The following is a 20,158-nucleotide window of genomic DNA, read 5'->3' as shown; positions in this document are numbered from 1 at the left end:
TGCTACAAATATAAGCAATAATTGTGTGTAATTGTAGCTAATTTTGTAGTGTGGAAAAAAATATTTTACATCTGGATTTAGACACCTTTTTTGTGTCTTGTGAACGCTTAATAGATAGTCGCCTAAAAAACAGGCCCTTATTAGTTGGCGGCACGGGCGATCGAGGCGTGGTTGCAGCTTGTAGTTACGAGACAAGAGGCTTTGGTGTGCATTCTGGCATGTCTATGAAGGTGGCCAAACGCCTGTGTCCTGAAGCGGTTGTTATTAAAGGGAATTCTAGTATTTATACCAAATATTCTCATTTGGTTACCGAAATTATTAAGGAGAAAGTCCCCGTTTTTGAAAAAGCCAGTGTCGATGAATTTTATGCCGATTTAACCGGTATGGATAAATTTCATGGCACTTATAAATATGCTTCAGAGCTCCGACAAAAAATAATAAAAGATTCTGGATTGCCTATCTCTTTTGGTTTGTCGTGTAATAAAATTGTTTCTAAAGTAGCTACTGGGGAGGCCAAACCTAACAACCAATTAATGATTGATTCTGGGTTTGAAAAATCGTTTTTAGCACCACTATCCATTCGTAAAATTCCGTCGGTTGGCCAAAAAACCTATCAAATTCTTAGAAATCTGGGTGTAGATAAAGTTAAGGTGGTGCAACAAATGCCTGTAGAAATGATGATGAGTGCCTTGGGTGCCAACGGCGTTACCATTTGGAAAAGAGCACAAGGTATTGACAATACACCCTTAATACCTTTTCACGAAAGAAAATCGATTTCTACAGAGCGTACTTTTGGGAAAGATACTATTGATACACAAAAGCTACGGACTACCATTTTTGCTATGGCTGAAAATTTAGCGTTTCAATTACGAAATGCCGATAAACTAGCGAGCACCATAAGTGTAAAAATTAGATATTCAGATTTTAACACTTATAACAAACAGGTTAAAATACCGTATTCTAGTGCCGACCACGTGATTATTCCCGCAGCATTAGAGCTGTTTGAAAAGTTGTATAACCGCCGATTATTGGTAAGATTGGTAGGTGTAAAAATCACAAATATTGTTAGTGGTAACTATCAAATAAATTTGTTTGATGATACTGAAGAGATGCTCAACCTCTACCATGTTATGGACCGCGTAAGGCAAAAATATGGTGAATTAAGCATTATGCGCGCTGCTTCTATGGGCGCAAAAACCATAGGACGATTTCAAAACCCATTTAATGGCGAACCACCAATTTTATTAGCACACAGAAAACAATAATGTATTTAAATTGTCATTCTTATTATTCGTTGCGCTATGGCACATTTTCTGAAATTGAATTGTTAGAACTCGCCAAAGCAAACCAGATATCCAGCTTAGTATTAACAGATATTAATAATACTTCGGCATGCTTAAATTTTATACGACAGTCTAAAAAGTACCATATAAAACCCATAGTAGGTATTGATTTTAGAAACGGCGCCAAGCAACAATTTGTGGGTATAGCGCGAAACAACCAAGGTTTTTATGAGTTAAATAGGTTTTTATCGCAGCATTTGGAGTGTAAAATGCCGCTGCCAGATAAAGCCCCTCATTTCTCTAACGCCTATATTGTTTACCCTTTTGAACAGGTTTTAGAATTGGGTTTGATAACTTTTGAAGCCAATGAATTTATTGGTATTTCTATTGAAGACCTAAAAAAACTACAATTTTCTAAATTGAAGGCCTTAGGCGATAAATTGGTTATCCAACAACCCGTTACGGTTAGAAATAAGAAAGATTTTAACGCCCACCGATTGCTTAGAGCTATCGATAATAATTGTTTATTAAGTAAACTTCCAAAAACTGAAGAATGCCAACCTAACGAAAAAATGATTTCAAAAGAAGACTTAGAAATGGCATTTTCCGATTTTCCACATATTATCGAAAACACGATCCATCTTTTGAGCCAATGTGCTATTGATTTTGGTTTTGGAGCTACGCGAAAATCTCAAAACCTGAAATTGTATTCTAATTCGGTTGAAAACGATTACATCCTCTTAAAAAACTTATGCGATGCAGGCTTATTAAAACGATATCCTAACCCTACAGAAAAGGTGTATAAAAGATTAAACACAGAGTTAAAAACCATAAAGGATTTAAACTTTGTGAGTTTCTTTTTAATCAATCATGATATTGTTACTTACGCTAAAAGTAAAGGTTATTTTCATGTGGGGCGGGGCAGTGGAGCCAATAGTATTGTGGCTTATATTATTGGTATTACAGATGTGGATCCCATAGAACTGGATTTGTATTTTGAGCGGTTTATAAATCCGTTTCGCGCATCGCCACCAGATTTTGATATCGATTTCTCATGGAAAGATAGAGACGATGTTACCCAATATATTTTTAATAGATTTAAAAACACTGCACTTTTAGCAACCTATAATACTTTTAAATTTAAAGCGGTAGTTAGAGAATTGGGTAAGGTTTTTGGTTTGCCTAAAGAAGAAATTGATAAATTAAGCCAAAGGGATTTGCCTATTAGTCAAGTTGATGAGTTTGGGCAATTGGTTTTAAAATACAGCAAATTAATTGATGGTTTTCCTAATTATGTGAGCGTACATTCGGCAGGAATTTTAATTTTAGATGCGCCTATTCATAATTATTCGGCAACATTTTTACCACCCAAAGGTTATCCTACGGTACAATTTGATATGCTTATAGCCGAAGATGTGGGTATTTTTAAATTCGATATTTTAGGACAACGGGGTTTGGCGAAAATTAAAGATGCTCTAGACATTATAGCGAAAAACAGACCCGAATTACCAGCTATCGATATTCATGATTTACCACGTTTTAAAACCGACAAAAAAATAAACGATCTCCTTAAAAGTGGTGGTGCCATAGGCGCTTATTATGTGGAGTCTCCTGCCATGCGTGGTTTAATGACAAAACTGCAAACCCAAGATTATTTGGGTTTAGTGGCGGCAAGTTCTATAATTCGTCCAGGGGTGGCGGGTTCGGGCATGAAAGAAGAGTTTATAAAACGGCACCGATTTCCAGAATCTAGGAAAAATGCACACCCTATTTTATTACAAATCATGCCAGAAACTTATGGTGTGATGGTGTATCAAGAAGATGTTTTAAAAGTTGCCAATCAATTTGCAGATTTAACCTTGGGCGAAGCCGATGTTTTGCGTCGCGGTATGAGTGGTAAGTACCGCTCACGTGAAGAGTTTTTAGCCGTCGAGCAAAAGTTTATTTCAAATTGTAGAAACAAAGGCTACAGCGATGCTTTAATATTTGAGGTCTGGAACCAAATAAAAAGTTTTGCAGGCTATGCTTTTGCCAAAGGGCACTCGGCTTCTTATGCTGTAGAAAGCTATCAAAGTCTGTATTTAAAATGTTATTTTCCTATTGAGTTTATGGTTGCTGTGCTAAATAATGGTGGCGGTTTTTACAGTGCAGAACATTATTTACACGAAGCCAGAATGCAAGGCGCCAATATTAAATTACCTTGTATAAACCATAGCGACCATGCAAATAGCGTGGCAGGCAAAGACATTTATCTGGGCTTTGGCTATTTGAAAAATCTGGAAAAACTCGTGATTCAAAGAATACTAACCGAAAGACAATTATATGGGCATTACAGCTCTTTAGAAGATTTTATTGATCGAGTAAGTATTAGTATAGAGCAATTATCTATTTTAATACGTATTGATGCTTTTAGGTTTACGCAAAAATCGAAAACCGAACTGCTCTGGCAGGCCATGTTTAAGCTTAATGCCTCTAGATCTACTAATAAGCAGCCCAAATTATTTAAACCTGTGCATAAACATTTCGATTTGCCCGCTTTAGAAGTCTGCGACGTAGAAAATGCTTATGATGAAATGGAGCTATTAGGATTTCCCTTATGTGGTTATTTCGATTTGGTGGATGAAGTCTTAGAAAACGATATTACCGCCAATGAGATGGGCCATTACGTGAATAAAGAGGTTATTATGTACGGCAATTTAGTAAACACCAGATACAACAAAACCGCTCAAGGCAAATTAATGCGGTTAAGCACGTTTGTAGATAAACACGGTAAGTATTTTGATGCGGTGCATTTTACTAATGTGGTGCATCAATACCCCATACATGGTTTGGGTATTTACAAATGCCTTGGCGTTATTACCGAAAAGTTTGGGTTTTGCAGTATGATAATTTCAAAAAGCAGAAAGGTGCGTATAAAACCCAATCCTAGAGGAGTGGGTTAAGCTTTGCTTCAAATTTTTCCGTAAACAGCTTTTACAAATCTGCCGTTTAAAAACGCTTTAGCATCTATATTACTTTGTAATGTAATTCCTTTTGGTTTTGTTTCTAGCAACCATTGTATGGCTTGTATTAATGGAGTTGCTGTTGTAGTTTGAATGGCTCTCAAGGTATGTTTGCCCACGAGCTGTGGTTTTATTTTTTTCGAGATTTCTTGTCGGCGTAAAATCCCTTGGGCGTCTTTTCCTTGCACAGCAGCGTAAATCACAATGTGGTCGTCCTCAATATGCGGGATTTGGTCTTGCATGATTTTTTGTAGACCAGAAGCAGGGTCTTTACTGTCTTTTAAATGTTCTAGTTGTTGTTCTACCCACGCATAATGTCCTGGGTGGCGTAAGGTTTTATAGTCTAATTGCTTTACCTGGCCACTTAAGGCATCGGGGAGATTGGCTGCACCACCAGAGGTTAAATCGTCTTCATAAGCTAGGCCATCAATTAAAATCTCACCACGCTCAGAAAGGGCAGGGCGTGTGGTTTTTTTATAATCACGAATTACCACGCAATCTTTTACATACTCGGTAGCCACACCAATAGGACTCCAAGTAAACCCATAAAAGTGCGGGGCAACGGCATGGTTGGTAAGTGCACCTACTTTTAATTCTAGGCTGTCTACCTGGGTGACACCATGGGTGTTACAAAACTCTTGGTACAGATAATTTCCTAAAACATTAATATAACCAGGTGCTAATCCCGTTTGAAGCACAAAACCCGTTTTGGCGTCTTTAGCCATGTTTATAATGCTATTGGTTTCCTCAACATATTCGGTAAGGTTGGCATAGTATAAATGGTATTGGTTTGCCAGCCCAGCTGTTTTAGGGGCTAAACTACCCGGTAAACAGTCTAGCAGGGCATCACCTTCTTTTAAAATGTGTTTTAAGCCATCAGAAGGCTCGGTTAAGTTTAAGTTAAAAGCGGTGACTTTACAAGGTTTTGTTGTGCCTTCCATAATCCATTGTGCCACTTTTTCAGCTTTTGAAACGTCGCGATCGCCAATAAAAATAGTAGGGGTTACGCTGCTCCATTCTGCCAAAAGTAATCCAGCAGCTTCTGCAATACCGCCAGCCCCAGCGATAATAATATTATAATGTTTTTTCATGGTGTTTTGGTCTTGTAAGTAGGTTTCAATTTAAGAATATTTTTCGGTTTTATAAAACCAAAAAAACGTGTTTATAAAAGCATAAGAGTATGGTGATTTTTTGTATTTATTTAGTTTAGAGTAAACGCTCACTAGCTTACAAATACGTTAGACAGTCATCAAAATAAGACTTATTGAAACCTTGTAAAAGCGAGGTCTTGCGTTTATGTTATTTTGAGAATGCAAGTAGCATGTGCTGCCTTCTTAAAAAGCCACCACGTCAAGCACCTCGCCACAATTTTTTAAACCAACTAACACTAAAAATGCGATTTAAAATGAATTTGCCACTTGTCTCTGCTTAAAAAACACCTTTAGGGTGAACTTATGCATTGGTATGCACCCATTTTTCGAAGGCTAACATAAAATTTTTCAGGAAATCTTTGGTAGAGTCGTTGTTTAGTTCGCCTTTATCATCAAACAATGCAGCGGCACCGCCAATATAAGCTTCTGGTTGCGCCATGGTCGGTACATTAACAAAAGTTAACGACTGCCTTAAATGATGATTGGCACCAAAACCACTAATGTTTCCAATAGAAACACTTACTACAGCAGCTGGTTTACCGTCCCATGAATTTTTACCATAGGGGCGTGAGCCAACATCAATGGCATTTTTTAAAACTCCAGGCACCGAGCGGTTGTATTCTGGCGTTAGAAAGAGCAAACCATCAACATTCCTTATTTTTTCACGCAGTACTTCCCACTCCTTTGGTGGATTGCCTTCTAGGTCTTCATTAAACATGGGCAGGCCTGCGATGCTTACCAGTTCTAAATCTAACGATTCTGGCGCCAGCTGCATTAACGCTTTGGCTGTTTTTAGGTTGAAAGATTCCTTTCTAAGGCTGCCTACAATAACTGCTATTTTGTACGTTTTCATATGTATATATTTATTGTTTTGTTAATAGTAAGATGCGACATCCATATAAACATTTTCTTGGATATCAAGTTTTAGTTATGGATGATCTGTAATTTCAAAATGATTTCAATTATTAGTGCTTGTCCGTAAAGTGTCATAACCCCATAAATTCTTAGGATATATTGATGTTTTTTATATCATAGCGAAAAACAAATATTTATTTTTATTCAGCAAAATCAGTGGGGCAATTCACTATTGAGCTGCTATTTATTTTCCACAGATTTACTTCGCCAATTCGCTGTCGCTCGGGTCGCAGATAATCGCAGATTTTTTAGGTTTACGGCACAAAACAGATTCACAAAAATTATGTTACTAAATATAAGATATTTCTATGGTATTTAAAAATAGTTATACGGTTTGACTGATAATATAAACCCTCTTAATTCTTCTAAGAATCTGATAATTTGACATTTGTGTAGCTTGCCATGGCATTCGTTTTTAGAACTGGATTTATGGTTATTGGGGTATGTTGGGCTTATTTAACCCAAATCTTATTTTTTGGAAGAAGTAAGCCATAGGTTTTCTGGTGGGATTGTCACAAAAAATTTCAGGAAGTAGTGTGTATCTACTTCCTGAAATAAGAGAGACATGAATATGAGCCCGGTTGTTAAGGGATTAACAAAACGCGAGAGCTCAAAATATTTTATCTCAAATAGGAATTAAGCATCCAAAGTGTTTTTTCTGTTTCAGAAATATAATCACTCATTAAGCTTACCGTACCTTCATCATTAGCATCGGCGGCCAGAGCCAAGATATTTCTTTCTTTTTTAATAAGCGTACGGAAGTTTTTTACAACCACCTCAACACCTTGTATGCCATCGGTTACACTTTTCTCTTCGGCAATATCGGTCGCCTTAAGATAATCGGTGTAGGTATGCAAGGGTTCGCCCTCTAGCGTTAAAACGCGTTCTGCGATTTCGTCAATTTTTTCAAAAGCATCTTTGTATAACTCTTCAAATTTTTCGTGAAGTTCAAAAAATTCCTTTCCTGTAATATTCCAATGTAATCCTCTTAAGTTTTGATAAAAGATTTCGTAGTCTGCCAATAAACCATTTAAATCTACTACTAATTTTTCCGCCTTTTTACGGTCTAGTCCTACTAAATTTTCCATATTAATATGTATTGTTTTTATGTTACAGAACAAACATAGCAGATTTTTAGGGCATAGTAAATGATTTTAATCAGTTTTAGGGGTTGGCATTTTGGTGATGTTGTATTAGCACTTGTTTTCGAATAAAATTAAATTGTTTTTAAGTTGCAGAATAGCTTAGCTTTTGTAATTGTATTAGGAACGTTATTAGCGTACCAACCGAGCACAAAAGCCACGGTGGTTTAGAATACGGACAGTTTAGTCAAAAATAAATGATTCCCAAACTGTTTAACACGTTTTTTTTCCTGATGCATAACCTTTAAAAATTATGTATTATGAAAACTGTTTACTCAACTCAAGAAGGTGTTAAAATGAATTCCGATTTAGATTTCGGGCCCACCCAAGCAATTCGCAATGAATTCCATTATCTTATAGAAACTATTGAAACTATCTTTGATGCCGAAATAAAATATTATTATAGAATTACCGACGATGGTTACATTCTGCTCGCTTATACCATGTTTGAGGATGACTTAAAAATTATTGCTCAATACAAATTAAAATATGACGCGCTTAAAGAGAATATCTTTTTTATTCCTAGAAACCGTATAGAAACCAATCTTCCTTATATTGGTTTTCCGAAATTTCAAAATACTCCAGTATTAACTAAAAAAGAATTTGAAGATTTAACCGATGCTATTCTAAATGAAAAAACAGCAATTTCTGAACAAGCCAAGCAAAACATAACACTTTTAATAAACTTTTTAGAAGAGCGGCAGTTACACCCAAGACTTACTGGTGATAACCCTTTTGCTTGAAAAGCGCGATGCCCTGCGGGTACAATCCATCATATTAGGGTGAGTTCTAAACACGACGAATGGGGTTGTGGTTATTGTGGGCGCAAAGGTGGTTTAAAAGACTTAGAACAATGGCTGGACGACATTCGTTATAAGGCATACCAAAAACCAGATTCTAAAAAGGCAAACACGATGGAATCAGGACCTATTTACACAAAGGAAAGCATCAAGGACCAAAACAATATTTCTACGATGATGAAAAAACTAAAATCTGGATCTATTCAGACCGAAGACACTTTTAAATGGTGGATAAACAGGTATTAAAATATATAAAGCTAAGCAAACATGCCACGATACCAGTTACTCCGATAAAGCGCTTCTTTATTTGCTGTTTTTATATTTTATGTCATTAATGTCCGACAAAAGACATAAGACCGCTTCGCTAATAGACATAAGAACCAAGACTTGATTCTAACTTACTGATAAACAGAAGTACTTTAAATTAACAAAATAGTTCCTTTAAATCTTAATAATTATTTCAAATAAGCAAGGTGACATTTTAAAAAACGTGCAAAGTTCTTAATTTTAAAAGGATGGACAGCATTATAATATTTTTAATCGGACACTAGTGGTTTTATGTTTAAAGTAGGGTGTAAACCCATTCTCCTCATCCAAAACTTTTCAATTCAATCGATAAACGGGATATTGTAAATGAGCTGTTTCATAATATTTACTCTGCTTGTGTAGCCAAGACAGTTGCGCATACCAGTTGTTAGCAAATGTTTCGTCGTAGCTAATTTTTATATTGTATTCTACTTCAAGATTGGGGTTTTCCTTTAAAAGCTGTTCGGCCTTGTCCTCCCAGACATAAGGCGAAAAGCCTTCTTTTTGTTGTAAAATACTGTCGAAAAAATTCCAGTTAAAGAAGGAGTTTGGCGCAGTTGGCTCTAGAGTTTCTAATAGATAACGGATCGCCTTTTGGTGGGTTTTTATCAAATAATCTCCTTTTCTAAACCGGCGCTCTGTTTTGGTAGATTTTACTTTGGTATTGTAGTGCTTATAGTGCCCTTCGTAAGGAAATGCTAAAGTTTCGTAAGCATCTATTTTGTACGATTCAACCAGTAAGGTCGTGTCTTTTTCAAATAAAGACAATTCAACATTATTAAGCTTTAATAAATCGATTACCTTATGCCAGCTTTGTGGAATCACATAGGCTTTTGGAATGCTTACTTCTGTACTGGGTTTATATTGATTTTGATATTTAATTTGTTTCGTAAAGGGCTGAGATTTGTCATATTTTAAACGTTGGTCTCCAGTGAGTGTGCTTGGTATCATTTTGCCTTCGTAGCCTTTAAAGTTTAGGGTAGCGGCGTTTGCACTGTCAACAGACCAAGCTAAGGGATAGTTTTTTCCAGCAGACCACAAATTAAATTGTTCTTGTCTTAATCGCGAGATTTTATCGCCATGTTCGTCTGTTATTTCAATCATGCTTTTCATCAATTCATAGGTGCCTTCAACACGTTGTTTGTAGGGTTTTAGCATATGAGTTTCTACCATCATCCCCAAGGTATTAAACAAAGCGGTATAACCTGTAGAATACTGTGCTGTGTCTAAAAACTGGGTGAATCCAGCATCTGGCGTTCTATTAAAAACATTAACATAAGGTGTAATATCCCATGATTTGGTTTTAAGCTTTTGTTCTAAGGCAGGCATCATTTCTGTATGCAAATAGGTGCCTAGACCACCTCCTAATTTATTGTGTTGCGTAAATAAATGGGTTAAGGTGTATTGATAATCTGCACCATTACTAACGTGGTTATCTATAAAAACATCGGGTTGCACCAAATGAAAAATTTGAGCAAACGTTCTCGCATTTTTGGTGTCGGCTTTTATGAAATCTCGATTTAAATCGTAATTTCTGGCATTACCTCTAAAACCATATTCTTTTGGCCCATTTTGGTTGGTGCGTGATGTAGAATTTCGGTTTAAACTCCCTCCAATATTATAAACAGGAATGGTAACTAAAATCGTGTTTTTTGGCGCTTCAATTTTTCCTTGAGCGATATCCCTGTACAACATCATCGTGGCATCAATACCATCAGGTTCGCCGGGATGAATACCATTGTTTATAAGTAGGATTCTGTTATTTGGTCTTAGGTTTTCAAAATTATCACCCGTTTTATGGCTGTTTAAAGTTACAATATGCAACGGTAGTCCAGAATCTGTTTCGCCAATAGCTCGCATTGAAATTTCAGGAAAAGCCGCTGCCAAATCGCGATAGTATTGAATGGTTTGATTATAGGTCGCGGTTTCTAAACCTTCGCTCTTTTCAAAAACTGTGGTGAAATCTCTATCGATTTTTTTCTTTTCGGTATTTGAATTTTGATCAGCACAAGAACAAATGAGGATAAACAGGATAAATAATTTTTTCATGTAAAATAGTAATTGGTGATTAATCGGGTACTGGGTAACAGACCTAATCATTAACATGATATAGTCTTTATTCCGGGCGAGTCAAAAATAAGATATTTATGGTTTAGACTTATCCTTATTGTTATTTCTGTATTTGGTATCGTCCATAATTTTCTTATTCTAGGTCTTAAATATGTCTTTTATACGTTTGATGGCTGCATTTTTCATTAATTTTTATATATCTTTAGTACTTAAATTATTAATTACTATGGTAGTATTATACGGATTAATTTTTCTTGTAGTTTTGGTGGCATTTTACGGTGTTGGAGTGTACAACAGATTGGTAAAATTAAGCACGCTGGTAGCAGAAGCTTGGAGTGGCATAGACGTGCAATTAAAAAAGCGTTATAATTTAATTCCAAACTTAGTCGAAACCGTAAAAGGCTATGCGAGCCACGAGAAGGAAACCTTCGAGAATGTCACAAAAGCAAGAAATCAAGCACAAAACGCGACAACTGTTGAAGGCCAACAAGGCGCAGAAAATCAGTTAAACCGGGCTTTGATAAACTTATATGCTGTAGCTGAGCAATATCCTGAACTAAAAGCAAACGAGAATTTTTTAAGCTTGCAAAACGAATTGTCTGATATAGAATCTGATATTGAAAAATCAAGACGTTATTATAATGGCACCACCCGCGATTATAATATTTTAATAGATTCGTTTCCATCAAACCTTATTGCTGGAATAACCAACTTTAAAAAAGCAGCATATTTTGAAATTGATGTTGAAGCCGAAAGAGAAAACCCACAGGTAAAATTTTAAGTGTTGAAGCAGTTCTTTTTTCTTGTATGGCTCGTTATGCAATCTTTTCCTTTGCTCTCTCAAAGTGAAAAGATACTGTCATTCCATTCTGATATTGAAGTGGACACTTCAAGTTCCATTAGGGTTAAAGAACACCTAAAAATATATGCCAACGGAACCATCTTTAAAAGAGGCATTACACGCACGATTCCCACAGTAAGTACAGACAGTTTAGGCAACAAAGTAAACCTAGATTTTAAAGTTTTAGGGGTTGAAAGAGACGGTAGAAACTCAAAATACCACACCCAACAAGGCAATGGCACGATTACCATTTTTGTAGGAGAAAAAGAGGTGTTTTTAAATGAAGGCGAACACCACTATATTATTACCTATAGTATGAGAGGACCAATTCGTTTCTATGAAGCTTACGACGAAATTTATTGGAATGTTAATGGTTTCGATTGGTCTTTGTCTTTCGACCAAGTGTCATGTCAAATCACACTACCAGAGGGCGGGAAAATTTTTCAAAATGCTTGCTATACTGGAAGGTATGGCAGTACTGCCAGCAACTGTGCTTCAACAATACTCTCGGAAAATAGTATTCGGTTTAGCGCAGAAAATCTTAGGGCAGGAGAAAACTTAACGGTGGCTTTAGGTTTTAATAAAGGGATTGTAAACCAACCACCGCCACCGCCGCCACCAACATTTTTTCAAAAGTTTGGAGCACTCATTTTAAGCGGATTTATAAGCTTAGCGCTCTTGTTTTATTACGGATTCACTTGGTTGAAGTTTGGTATCGATCCACCAAAACCAACCGTATTTCCGCAGTTTGAAGTCCCTAATAACATGACGCCTGCCTCTGTAGGGATGTTAGACAAAATGCGCTATCACGGGGATTTAATTACCGGTACCATTATAAATTTGGCCGTAAAAGGCTATCTTAAAATTGAAGAAGTTAAGCAAGATTATATTTTCGGCTTGTTTAAAAGCAAAAAGTTTGTCATCCACAAAATAAAGGACGATTCAGGATTGCTTAACGACGAAGAACACGTGCTCTTTTCAAAATTATTTTCAGACACAAATATTTTAACCTTAGATGGAAAATACAATTCTAAAGTTAAAAGCGCCGTGAATGCGTATAAAGCTTCATTAAAAAAACAGCACGATAGTTTAATATATCAAGGCTTTAATTTTAAATTTTGGATCATCCCCATTGTAACCATAATCGCGTACATTTTCCTATTTGTGTTTTTCGCATGGAGTTACTTTCAAGGGGATCGTGACGGATTGATATTCTTTGTGTTTTTAGTTGCAAATACTTTGTTTTTTTTGATTTACCAATATTTAATTAGAAAACCTGCTGTTGAAAAACTAAAGGTAAAATCCATGATTGACGGATTTAATATGTACTTGAGTGCGGCCGAAGAAAAACAGATTGCCCACTTTAATCCACCAGATTTAACACCAGAAATTTTTGAGAAACTATTACCTTATGCTCTCGTGTTGGGCGCCGAAGATGTTTGGGGAGAAAAATTTCAAAGTCTCATTAACAAATCTGTTATCGACCAAAATTATCAACCGGTTTGGTATGCTGGTCAGGTTCGCAACTTTTCCACCTTTAACCATAGCTTAAATGCATCACTCTCCAATTCCTTAAGCAAATCTGCTACACCACCATCAAGCAGTGGAAGCGGTTCGGGCGGTGGTGGATTCTCTGGTGGCGGCGGAGGCGGCGGAGGCGGTGGTGGCTGGTAGTTGTCGCTTTCTATATTTTTTTTACTCAGGGCTTCTTAAGTTTACAGTGTATTGTTTGGTTAGAATCGGTTGTTAAACGGTAACATAACTATCAAATAGATTCGGCACAAGTACTAGCAGAATTATCTGCGATGGCAAAAGATATGAGACTGGAAGACCACAAAAGCATAGAATTAGGACTAAGCCCTGAAGAATATGCCTGTTATAGTGTTTTATCACAAAACGACTTTATAAAGTACTGGCGCAAAGTGAAAACTTAGCAGAGTTTTTTACCGCGAATTAATAAAAACAAAAAGTATTGATGAAAATTGAGGTAACAAAACGTTGGTTAGATCTTTGGGAAATACTCCATGAAGAAAGTCAGAAGTTTTTGCCTATTGCAGAACTTATATTTGATGAGTTGTCTCAATTAAAAGATGCCCATTTTTCATCTTAAAATTATTTTCGTAATTTGCTAGCTATACCTCTGTATTTCAGAGATGTAATAATGCTGGCTTTTCCTTTATTTGCAATGGCTTAGATGTTAAAAATGCACCTAAACACGAATTGCAAAGCGCTTGAGCCTTAAATATTAAATAAGTGTCATATATGTTTAAAAAACACGTTGTGTGATGAGAAAAATAAAACCCCTTCTACGAATTACTATAGCTATGGTAATTTTTACTGCAATAAGTTGTAGCGATAATAATGAACCCATACCCACTCTCGATACCGAAAACCCGACAAGACCAACCAATCTTGTTCCCGGCCCCGCTCCGTTATCTGGTATCACCCTCTCTTGGACAGCCGCTAACGATAATACAGGCGTCGATCACTACGAAGTAGAAAGGTGCGAGGGCACTTCTTGCTCTAATTTTGCAAGTATAGGCCATGTCGCAGAATCCTCTTTTACAGATACCAATATTGCACTGGGTAAGGCGTATTCGTATCGCGTGAGAGCTGTAGATGCCGCTGGCAATAAAAGCACGTGGAGTGATATGGTGATTATAAACTTTATTCAAGAACCTCCTGCGATACGGGCAAGGTCTTGCTCGCAAGCCGATGTAGAGCTTGCTATAAACAATGCCTCGGACGGTGATATTGTCATCATCCCGAATGGAAGGTGCACTTGGAATAAACCACTTACTATTTCTAAGCAAATTAGGCTAAAAGGCGAATCGAAAGGTGGGGTACAACTTATTATGGGTGCAGGCATTGATGCTTGGAACATTTCGATGATAAGTGTTACAACGGGAGCCGATTATAGTACCGTGCTAAGCCAAATAGAGTTTTGGCCTGGAGGAGGGAAGGGATCTTACATCACTATTGAGGGCCCCGTAACAGATAGACCACCAATAATTCATGATAATAAGTTTACAGCAGACGGCAGTTTCTTTGAGGTTATTAGGTATCTTCGATATGGTGGTGGATTAATTTATAAGAATGTTTTTCAATCTCTAAGCACTAATAATGCACAGGTGCCTATAAGCGGCATTCAAGTAAAGGATAATAGTAGCGGAGCCCTTTCTTGGTCTACGCCTTCATCGATGGGAATGGATGATGTTGATGGTTTACAGAATATTTATATTGAGGATAACCTTTTTATTAATTGCTCGTCGTATGACTCCGATGATGGTTCGCGAATAGTTTTTCGCCACAATGTATTAAACAATGCTATAATGGCGAGCCACGGTGCCGACACCTCTTGGATTGGCATGCGGCATGTGGAGATTTACAACAACCAATTTATTTTTACGCCCTCCGGAACTTGGACCCTTAACGATATTGATGGAAACCCTGTAGAGGGACTGTACCCTTTAAATATTGTGAGGTGGTATGATTTTAGAGGAGGAACCGGGGTGATTACAGATAATGACATACCAGATATACTGTCGCAAGGCTGGGGCGATAAATCGGAATTGGTAATGCAAATACAGCAATCTGATCGAGATGCGGGCCCAGATGGCTGTGCCGATACTTATCCAGCCTTTCATCAAGTAGGGCGGGGCATAAACAATACACTAGAGCCTGTATATATTTGGAATAATAGGGGAACGGGAAACGAATTTCCGAACATCGAAAACTCAAGTTATAACCAATGTCCCGACAACCCGAATAGCGCTAACCCGGCGTACTACATACAAGAGAACCGTGATTATTATGTAGGGGTTTCTAAACCAGGTTATCAAAAGTACACTTATCCGCATCCACTGCGAGATGAAACAAAGGAGTAGTAAGCATGTAGGGATGTGAAATAAACGGTTTGCAAAATACAGAAGCCTTACGAATTGCAGTAAGCAGCCAATACGCGAAGCGCTATAAACAACAAAAGCTTATTTTATAATGAAATAAAATAAGCTTTTGCTAATGGAAATTGGAGATTAAGTAAAAATCTGTTGTTTTACAGATAATTTATTTTAACCAAGAATTTACCAATTCTTGATTTGCTGCTATCCATTGTTTTGCGAGTGCTGATTTATCGCCTTTTTCCTCCATTTTTACTAATAAGTCGGCCATTTGAGATTCGTTTAAGTGGAAGTTAGCAAAGAATTTATTAGCAAAGGCGTCGTCGGTTTTAAAGCCTTTACGCGCATAAGTTTCAATGCGTTCTGCACCGCCATAAATATTTTTTGGATCTTCTAAAAATTTAAGCTCGAAGCGACCGAATTTCCAATGTGGTGCCCAGCCAGTAACTACAATCCAACGGTTTTCCTGAATAGCTTTTTGTAATTCGGAAAGCATGGCAATACTTGAAGAATTGAGGTGATTTAGGTCTAAGTTGTAGTCTTCCACAGCTATGTCAGTTTTTTTCGTAATGCCAGCTCCTTTTTCAATACCTACAATTTGGCCATCAAATTTTTCAGCATGAGCATTGAGTTCTTCTATGGAGTTAATCGTTACGTATTTAGGTACAACTAATCCAATTTTTGCATTGTCGAAGTTTACCCCTAAACTTTCTATTTTATCGCCAAACTTAGCTACTTTTTCTTTATGTGTGGCTGGTAACCAGGCATCCATAAATACATCTAAATCTCCATTGGCTAGCGAGGCGAATACTAAATCTACGGCTGCTTTTTTTAATTCAACATCATAACCCTTTTCCTTCATTATTTCGGTGGCCACGTGCGTCATTGCGACACCTTCTGCCCAGCCGTCGACATAGGCGATTTCAAGTGTTTTGTTTTCTTTGTTGTTTGTTTTTTGGTCAGATTTACATCCTGTTGCAAATAGTGTTGTCATGATAACTAGGATGGCTATAAATTTTAATTTCATAATTAAATTGATTTTTAAATTGATTACTATTATTTATTTTGTGTTTGTTTGCCAAAGGCTTGGGTGATGCGGTCTAAAATGATGGCAATAATTACAACTGCCAATCCGCTTTCAAACCCTAATCCGATGTCTAAATTGTTAATGCCTTCTAATACTTTTTCACCTAAACCTCCTGCGGCAATCATTCCGGCAATTACGACCATAGAAAGGGCCATCATGATGGTTTGGTTAACACCTGTAAGAATGGTTTTTAAAGCTAAGGGTAGTTCTACCTTGAATAATAATTGCCGATTAGTTGCGCCAAAGGCACGCCCAGCTTCAACAATATCTTGTGGTACTTGCTGGATACCAAATGTTGTTAATCGCACTGCTGGAGGCATGGCAAAAATAATGGTGGCGAATGCGCCTGGTAACTTTCCGATACTAAAAAATAGCACAGCCGGGATAAGATATACAAACGCAGGCATGGTTTGCATTAAATCTAAAACAGGACGAATAATTTTTTCTGCCCATTTATTCTTTGCTGCCCAAATCCCTAAAGGAATAGCCAATACTAAAGCCGTAATGGTAGATACAAAAATTAATGCTAAAGTTTCCATGGTTTCTTGCCAAAACCCAAGTAAGTAAATTAGCGTAAGGCCTAGCACGGTAAAAATAGTCATGCCTTTTCCGGTTTTAAAATAGGCTAAGATTGCAAATAGTGCAATAATCACATAAAAAGGGGTAAATAAGAGTAAAAATTCTACGCCCTCGATAAAGCCGTTTCCGCCGTCTTTGATGAGATCAAAAAATGGTTTCGCATTATCTGTAAGCCAATTTACAAAGCGTTCGATATATTTTCCTATGTCTATAATTTTATCCATAATTATTGTTTTATTGCCTGTTCTTTTAGGTCTTTTATTTCCTGTTTATCAAACTGAGTAGCCTCTATCATTAGTGAAATTTGTGTAACAATTCCCTTTAATTTTCCGTTCATTTCATTAACTACAGCGATAGGTGATTTTGTACCTATAATAAGTGGCATCATCTCTTCTACGGTGTACTCAGGATATACGCTGGGCACTTCTGTTCTTAAAATACTATCTATGGTTTTAGAGCCCTCTTTCTCGGCTTTTAAAACATCTTTTAACCAAATAAAACCCAAAAAAACGTGATGTTCATCTATCACTGGAAGCACTTCTGTTACCGCATTTCGCATTTTTCGCAAAGCGCCTTTAATACCATCTTTTTTAAATTGGCAAACTATTGGTTTTTCAAACATGAGTGTACCAGCTGTAATGATATTTTTTCTATCGACTTTTTCAACAAAAGCTTCTACGTATTCGCTTGCTGGTTCGGTCAAGATATCTTCCGCAGTACCAATTTGCTCTATTTTACCATCTTTCATTATCGCAATTCGGTCGCCAAGTTTTATGGCTTCATCTAAATCGTGGGTAATAAAAACGATGGTTTTTTTTAATTTCTCTTGCAAATCGAGTAATTCGTCTTGCATATCGGACTTTATTAGTGGGTCGAGTGCAGAAAACGCCTCGTCCATTAATAATATTTCAGGATCGTTTGTTAATGCTCTTGCCAAGCCTACGCGCTGTTGCATGCCTCCAGAAAGTTGTGAGGGCAGCTGACTTTCAAAACCCTTTAATCCCACGGTTTCTAGAGCTTCTGTAGCTTTTTTTAGGCGATTTATCTTGTCTTCTCCTTTTATTTCTAAACCAAAGGCAGCATTTTCTAATACGGTACGGTGTGGCAGTAAACCAAATTTTTGAAAAACCATACTCATTTCGGTTCTGCGAACTTCTAACAACTCTTTGTTGTTTTTCTTGGTAATATTGTCGTTATTAATAATCACATCACCACTAGTAGGCTCAATTAAGCGATTTAAACATCGCAATAGCGTGGATTTTCCACTACCGGAAAGTCCCATGATAACAAAAAACTCTCCTGCTTTTATTTCAAAATTGGCTTTATTTACACCGACAATACAACCTGTTTTTTCTAATATTTCAGTCTTAGAAAAGCCCTCATTTAATAGTTGTAAAGCCTCCTTTTTTCGTTTTCCGAAAATAAGCGTAAGGTCTTTTATTTGTATTTTTGTGTCTTGTTTTTTCATTCTAAAAATAATATCCGATATTAATATTAAATCTGGCATGCCAATCGGCGTTAGGTGTTCCTGATCCCAGAGCATTTGTCCAAACATCACCTAACCAAGGGTGGTTTTTTCCCATGGCATAATCTATATAGGTATAGATGTTTCCTGCTGTTATAAGCATTCCGGTAACATTCATCATGGAGTCTTCAAAGTTTTTATTGTCTTTGTCGGTATATCCAAAATCATTATAAATTTGAATGTTAGAAATTGGTGCCCAATTTACGGGAATACTGTAGGCGGCACCAACGGTATAATTGTTTGCTTTCGAGGCTATAAGGTAGGGAGCGCCAAAGGCCGTCATTCCTACAACGTCCTTAGTTTGTCCTACAGGGTTTTCTGGGTTGTATTCATAGGTAGAGACCTGAGCTTTTGCATCAAAATTTCCTGATTTTAAGGTGTAATGAACGGCAGCAGCATAGTGATTTCCCATATTTTCTGTATCTAAATTGTACAGTCCTCCATACTGTAACGACACGCCTAAATTGTGTTTTACGTCTTCTCCAAATTTATAGTTAAGCTGTGCATTTAATTGATTGACTTCTTTGTTTCTTAAATCTAAATTTCCGTCGCCATCAATATCAATAGACGCAACATCATAGGAGTATCTGGAATCGTCAATATCAGAATTACTTCCAAAATTTAATTCTTCGGCATTTTTAAAAAAAGCAATGGCATAATCCCATTTCTCACTTTTATGAGTAAATTTCACACCCATATCGTGGTCGTCTTCCATACCAGTATAAAAATCGATGTTAAAAAACCAGTTGTGTGAATTATAGGTGGTATTCCCGAAAGGCACTTGAGTTAAACCTATTTGTAAGTTATCTTTCTCGTTAAAGTCATATCCAACCCAACCTTGTTTAAGCATTCCGCCGCCAAAACCTTGTGAGTACAAGCGATATTCAGCATTAAGTTTTAATTTTTTGTATTTGGCATTGGCATTAATACGAAAAAGATCAAAACCAAAATCGCCGCCACGTTTTTTTTGTCCGTCTTTCCATGAAGACAAATTGTAGTTATAGCGTAATGCGCCTCCTATTTTTACTTGCGGTTTTTCTTCTTCTTTGTTTTGTTGTGCTTTTACAGTTACAGAAAATGTTAGAAACATGCCCATTGTTAATAGTTTAACAATAGAGGTGTTTGATAAAATCATAAAGTTTATGGAATTAAAAATTAATATGTAGCAACGTGTTTAACCTCTACCAAAAACGATAAGGGAAAACAATAACGTCAAAAAATGATAATGATGTAATAAAATGAAAATAGCTAACAGGTAGGAGGGATAAATTTACTCGATTGGTTTCTGAAAACACCAAAAGCAAATGTGTAAACTCTTAAATTTTGTTTTATGTGTAGTCTATTATTTTTCATTAAGTGTGCAATATTACGAAAAATAAGGGGAATGAAAAAGAAACCAGAGGCTTGTTTAGCTAAATCTTATTTTGCTAAGCCTTATTTTTGCTGTTTTAATGTAAGTTTACCTGAAGTCGTATTTCGTTTAAAACTTATAGAATTGGTGCTTTGGCCATGGCTTGGTTAAGCGTAATGTTGCATTTTTTTTGTTGAGGTTTTGTAA

Annotated in this window: 18 protein-coding genes and 1 riboswitch; of the genes, 10 read left to right on the top strand and 8 right to left on the bottom strand. The window is 36.7% G+C overall.

Annotated elements, in window-relative coordinates; genetic code table 11:
* Positions 1-50: 50 nt before the first annotated feature.
* Both dinB and FEZ18_RS00355 read left to right on the top strand, forming a co-directional pair.
* The gene (gene dinB, locus FEZ18_RS00360; RefSeq protein WP_153266469.1) at positions 51-1,265 is read left to right on the top strand and encodes a DNA polymerase IV; all 1,215 of its coding nucleotides are present in this window, start codon (positions 51-53) and stop codon (positions 1,263-1,265) included.
* Positions 1,265-4,225, top strand: coding sequence for a DNA polymerase III subunit alpha (locus tag FEZ18_RS00355; protein ID WP_153266468.1), 2,961 nt, complete (start codon positions 1,265-1,267; stop codon positions 4,223-4,225). The genes dinB and FEZ18_RS00355 overlap by 1 nt, the downstream gene beginning before the upstream one ends.
* A gap of 8 nt (positions 4,226-4,233) precedes the next feature.
* Here FEZ18_RS00355 and FEZ18_RS00350 read toward each other — a convergent pair whose 3' ends face one another.
* From FEZ18_RS00350 to FEZ18_RS00340, 3 genes are all read right to left on the bottom strand, one after another.
* Positions 4,234-5,376, bottom strand: coding sequence for a saccharopine dehydrogenase family protein (locus FEZ18_RS00350; RefSeq protein WP_153266467.1), 1,143 nt, complete (start codon positions 5,374-5,376; stop codon positions 4,234-4,236).
* Positions 5,377-5,737: 361 nt separating this feature from the next.
* Entirely contained in the window at positions 5,738-6,289 is a 552-nt protein-coding gene (locus tag FEZ18_RS00345; protein ID WP_153266466.1) for an NADPH-dependent FMN reductase, read from the bottom strand.
* Between the two features lie 682 nt (positions 6,290-6,971).
* Entirely contained in the window at positions 6,972-7,439 is a 468-nt protein-coding gene (locus FEZ18_RS00340) for a Dps family protein (RefSeq protein WP_153266465.1), read from the bottom strand.
* Between the two features lie 166 nt (positions 7,440-7,605).
* Positions 7,606-7,698: riboswitch (SAM-I-IV-variant riboswitch) on the top strand.
* A 55-nt stretch (positions 7,699-7,753) separates the two neighbouring features.
* Between FEZ18_RS00340 and FEZ18_RS00335 the strand changes: the two genes are divergently transcribed.
* Both FEZ18_RS00335 and FEZ18_RS00330 read left to right on the top strand, forming a co-directional pair.
* Positions 7,754-8,236 (top strand): hypothetical protein, encoded by a 483-nt coding sequence (locus FEZ18_RS00335; RefSeq protein ID WP_153266464.1) that lies wholly within the window; start codon positions 7,754-7,756, stop codon positions 8,234-8,236.
* Between the two features lie 39 nt (positions 8,237-8,275).
* On the top strand, positions 8,276-8,539 hold the full coding sequence (locus FEZ18_RS00330) for a hypothetical protein (RefSeq protein ID WP_153266463.1): 264 nt from the start codon (positions 8,276-8,278) through the stop codon (positions 8,537-8,539).
* Between the two features lie 357 nt (positions 8,540-8,896).
* On the opposite strand, the gene FEZ18_RS00325 is transcribed toward FEZ18_RS00330, so the two are convergent.
* Positions 8,897-10,648: a M14 family metallopeptidase gene (locus FEZ18_RS00325; protein ID WP_153266462.1), complete on the bottom strand. Its 1,752-nt coding sequence runs from the start codon at positions 10,646-10,648 to the stop codon at positions 8,897-8,899.
* A gap of 247 nt (positions 10,649-10,895) precedes the next feature.
* On the opposite strand from FEZ18_RS00325, the gene FEZ18_RS00320 reads away from it, so the two are divergent.
* The 5 genes from FEZ18_RS00320 to FEZ18_RS00305 all read left to right on the top strand — a co-directional run bounded on the left by FEZ18_RS00320 (position 10,896) and on the right by FEZ18_RS00305 (position 15,397).
* A complete protein-coding gene (locus FEZ18_RS00320; protein ID WP_153266461.1) occupies positions 10,896-11,450 on the top strand; it encodes a LemA family protein in 555 nt (184 codons plus the stop codon).
* Between the two features lie 36 nt (positions 11,451-11,486).
* On the top strand, positions 11,487-13,184 hold the full coding sequence (locus FEZ18_RS00315; protein ID WP_194269492.1) for a DUF2207 domain-containing protein: 1,698 nt from the start codon (positions 11,487-11,489) through the stop codon (positions 13,182-13,184).
* 95 nt (positions 13,185-13,279) lie between these two features.
* On the top strand, positions 13,280-13,444 hold the full coding sequence (locus FEZ18_RS14965; RefSeq protein ID WP_410505156.1) for a type I restriction enzyme endonuclease domain-containing protein: 165 nt from the start codon (positions 13,280-13,282) through the stop codon (positions 13,442-13,444).
* 41 nt (positions 13,445-13,485) lie between these two features.
* Entirely contained in the window at positions 13,486-13,620 is a 135-nt protein-coding gene (locus FEZ18_RS14805; RefSeq protein ID WP_255473331.1) for a hypothetical protein, read from the top strand.
* Between the two features lie 175 nt (positions 13,621-13,795).
* Entirely contained in the window at positions 13,796-15,397 is a 1,602-nt protein-coding gene (locus FEZ18_RS00305) for a fibronectin type III domain-containing protein (protein WP_153266459.1), read from the top strand.
* Positions 15,398-15,575: 178 nt separating this feature from the next.
* Here the strand turns inward: FEZ18_RS00305 and FEZ18_RS00300 are convergent, their stop codons facing one another.
* From FEZ18_RS00300 to FEZ18_RS00285, 4 genes are read right to left on the bottom strand one after another with little or no spacing between them, the layout of a single operon-like run.
* Positions 15,576-16,436, bottom strand: a complete 861-nt coding sequence (locus FEZ18_RS00300; protein WP_153266458.1) for a glycine betaine ABC transporter substrate-binding protein — start codon at positions 16,434-16,436, stop codon at positions 15,576-15,578.
* 29 nt (positions 16,437-16,465) lie between these two features.
* Entirely contained in the window at positions 16,466-17,299 is an 834-nt protein-coding gene (locus tag FEZ18_RS00295) for an ABC transporter permease (RefSeq protein WP_153266457.1), read from the bottom strand.
* A 2-nt stretch (positions 17,300-17,301) separates the two neighbouring features.
* Positions 17,302-18,582 (bottom strand): glycine betaine/L-proline ABC transporter ATP-binding protein, encoded by a 1,281-nt coding sequence (locus FEZ18_RS00290; RefSeq protein ID WP_228122796.1) that lies wholly within the window; start codon positions 18,580-18,582, stop codon positions 17,302-17,304.
* Entirely contained in the window at positions 18,545-19,735 is a 1,191-nt protein-coding gene (locus tag FEZ18_RS00285; RefSeq protein ID WP_317164447.1) for a hypothetical protein, read from the bottom strand. Before FEZ18_RS00285 ends, FEZ18_RS00290 begins: the two co-directional genes overlap by 38 nt.
* A gap of 249 nt (positions 19,736-19,984) precedes the next feature.
* Here FEZ18_RS00285 and FEZ18_RS00280 point away from each other — a divergent pair, with 249 nt between their 5' ends.
* Positions 19,985-20,122: a hypothetical protein gene (locus FEZ18_RS00280; RefSeq protein ID WP_153266456.1), complete on the top strand. Its 138-nt coding sequence runs from the start codon at positions 19,985-19,987 to the stop codon at positions 20,120-20,122.
* The last annotated feature ends 36 nt before the right edge of the window (positions 20,123-20,158 follow it).

Source organism: Oceanihabitans sp. IOP_32, assembly GCF_009498295.1.
Classification (GTDB): Bacteria; Bacteroidota; Bacteroidia; order Flavobacteriales; family Flavobacteriaceae; genus Wocania; species Wocania indica.
The sequence above is the reverse complement of the archived record's forward strand: the minus strand, read 5'-3'. Positions and strand labels throughout refer to the sequence as shown.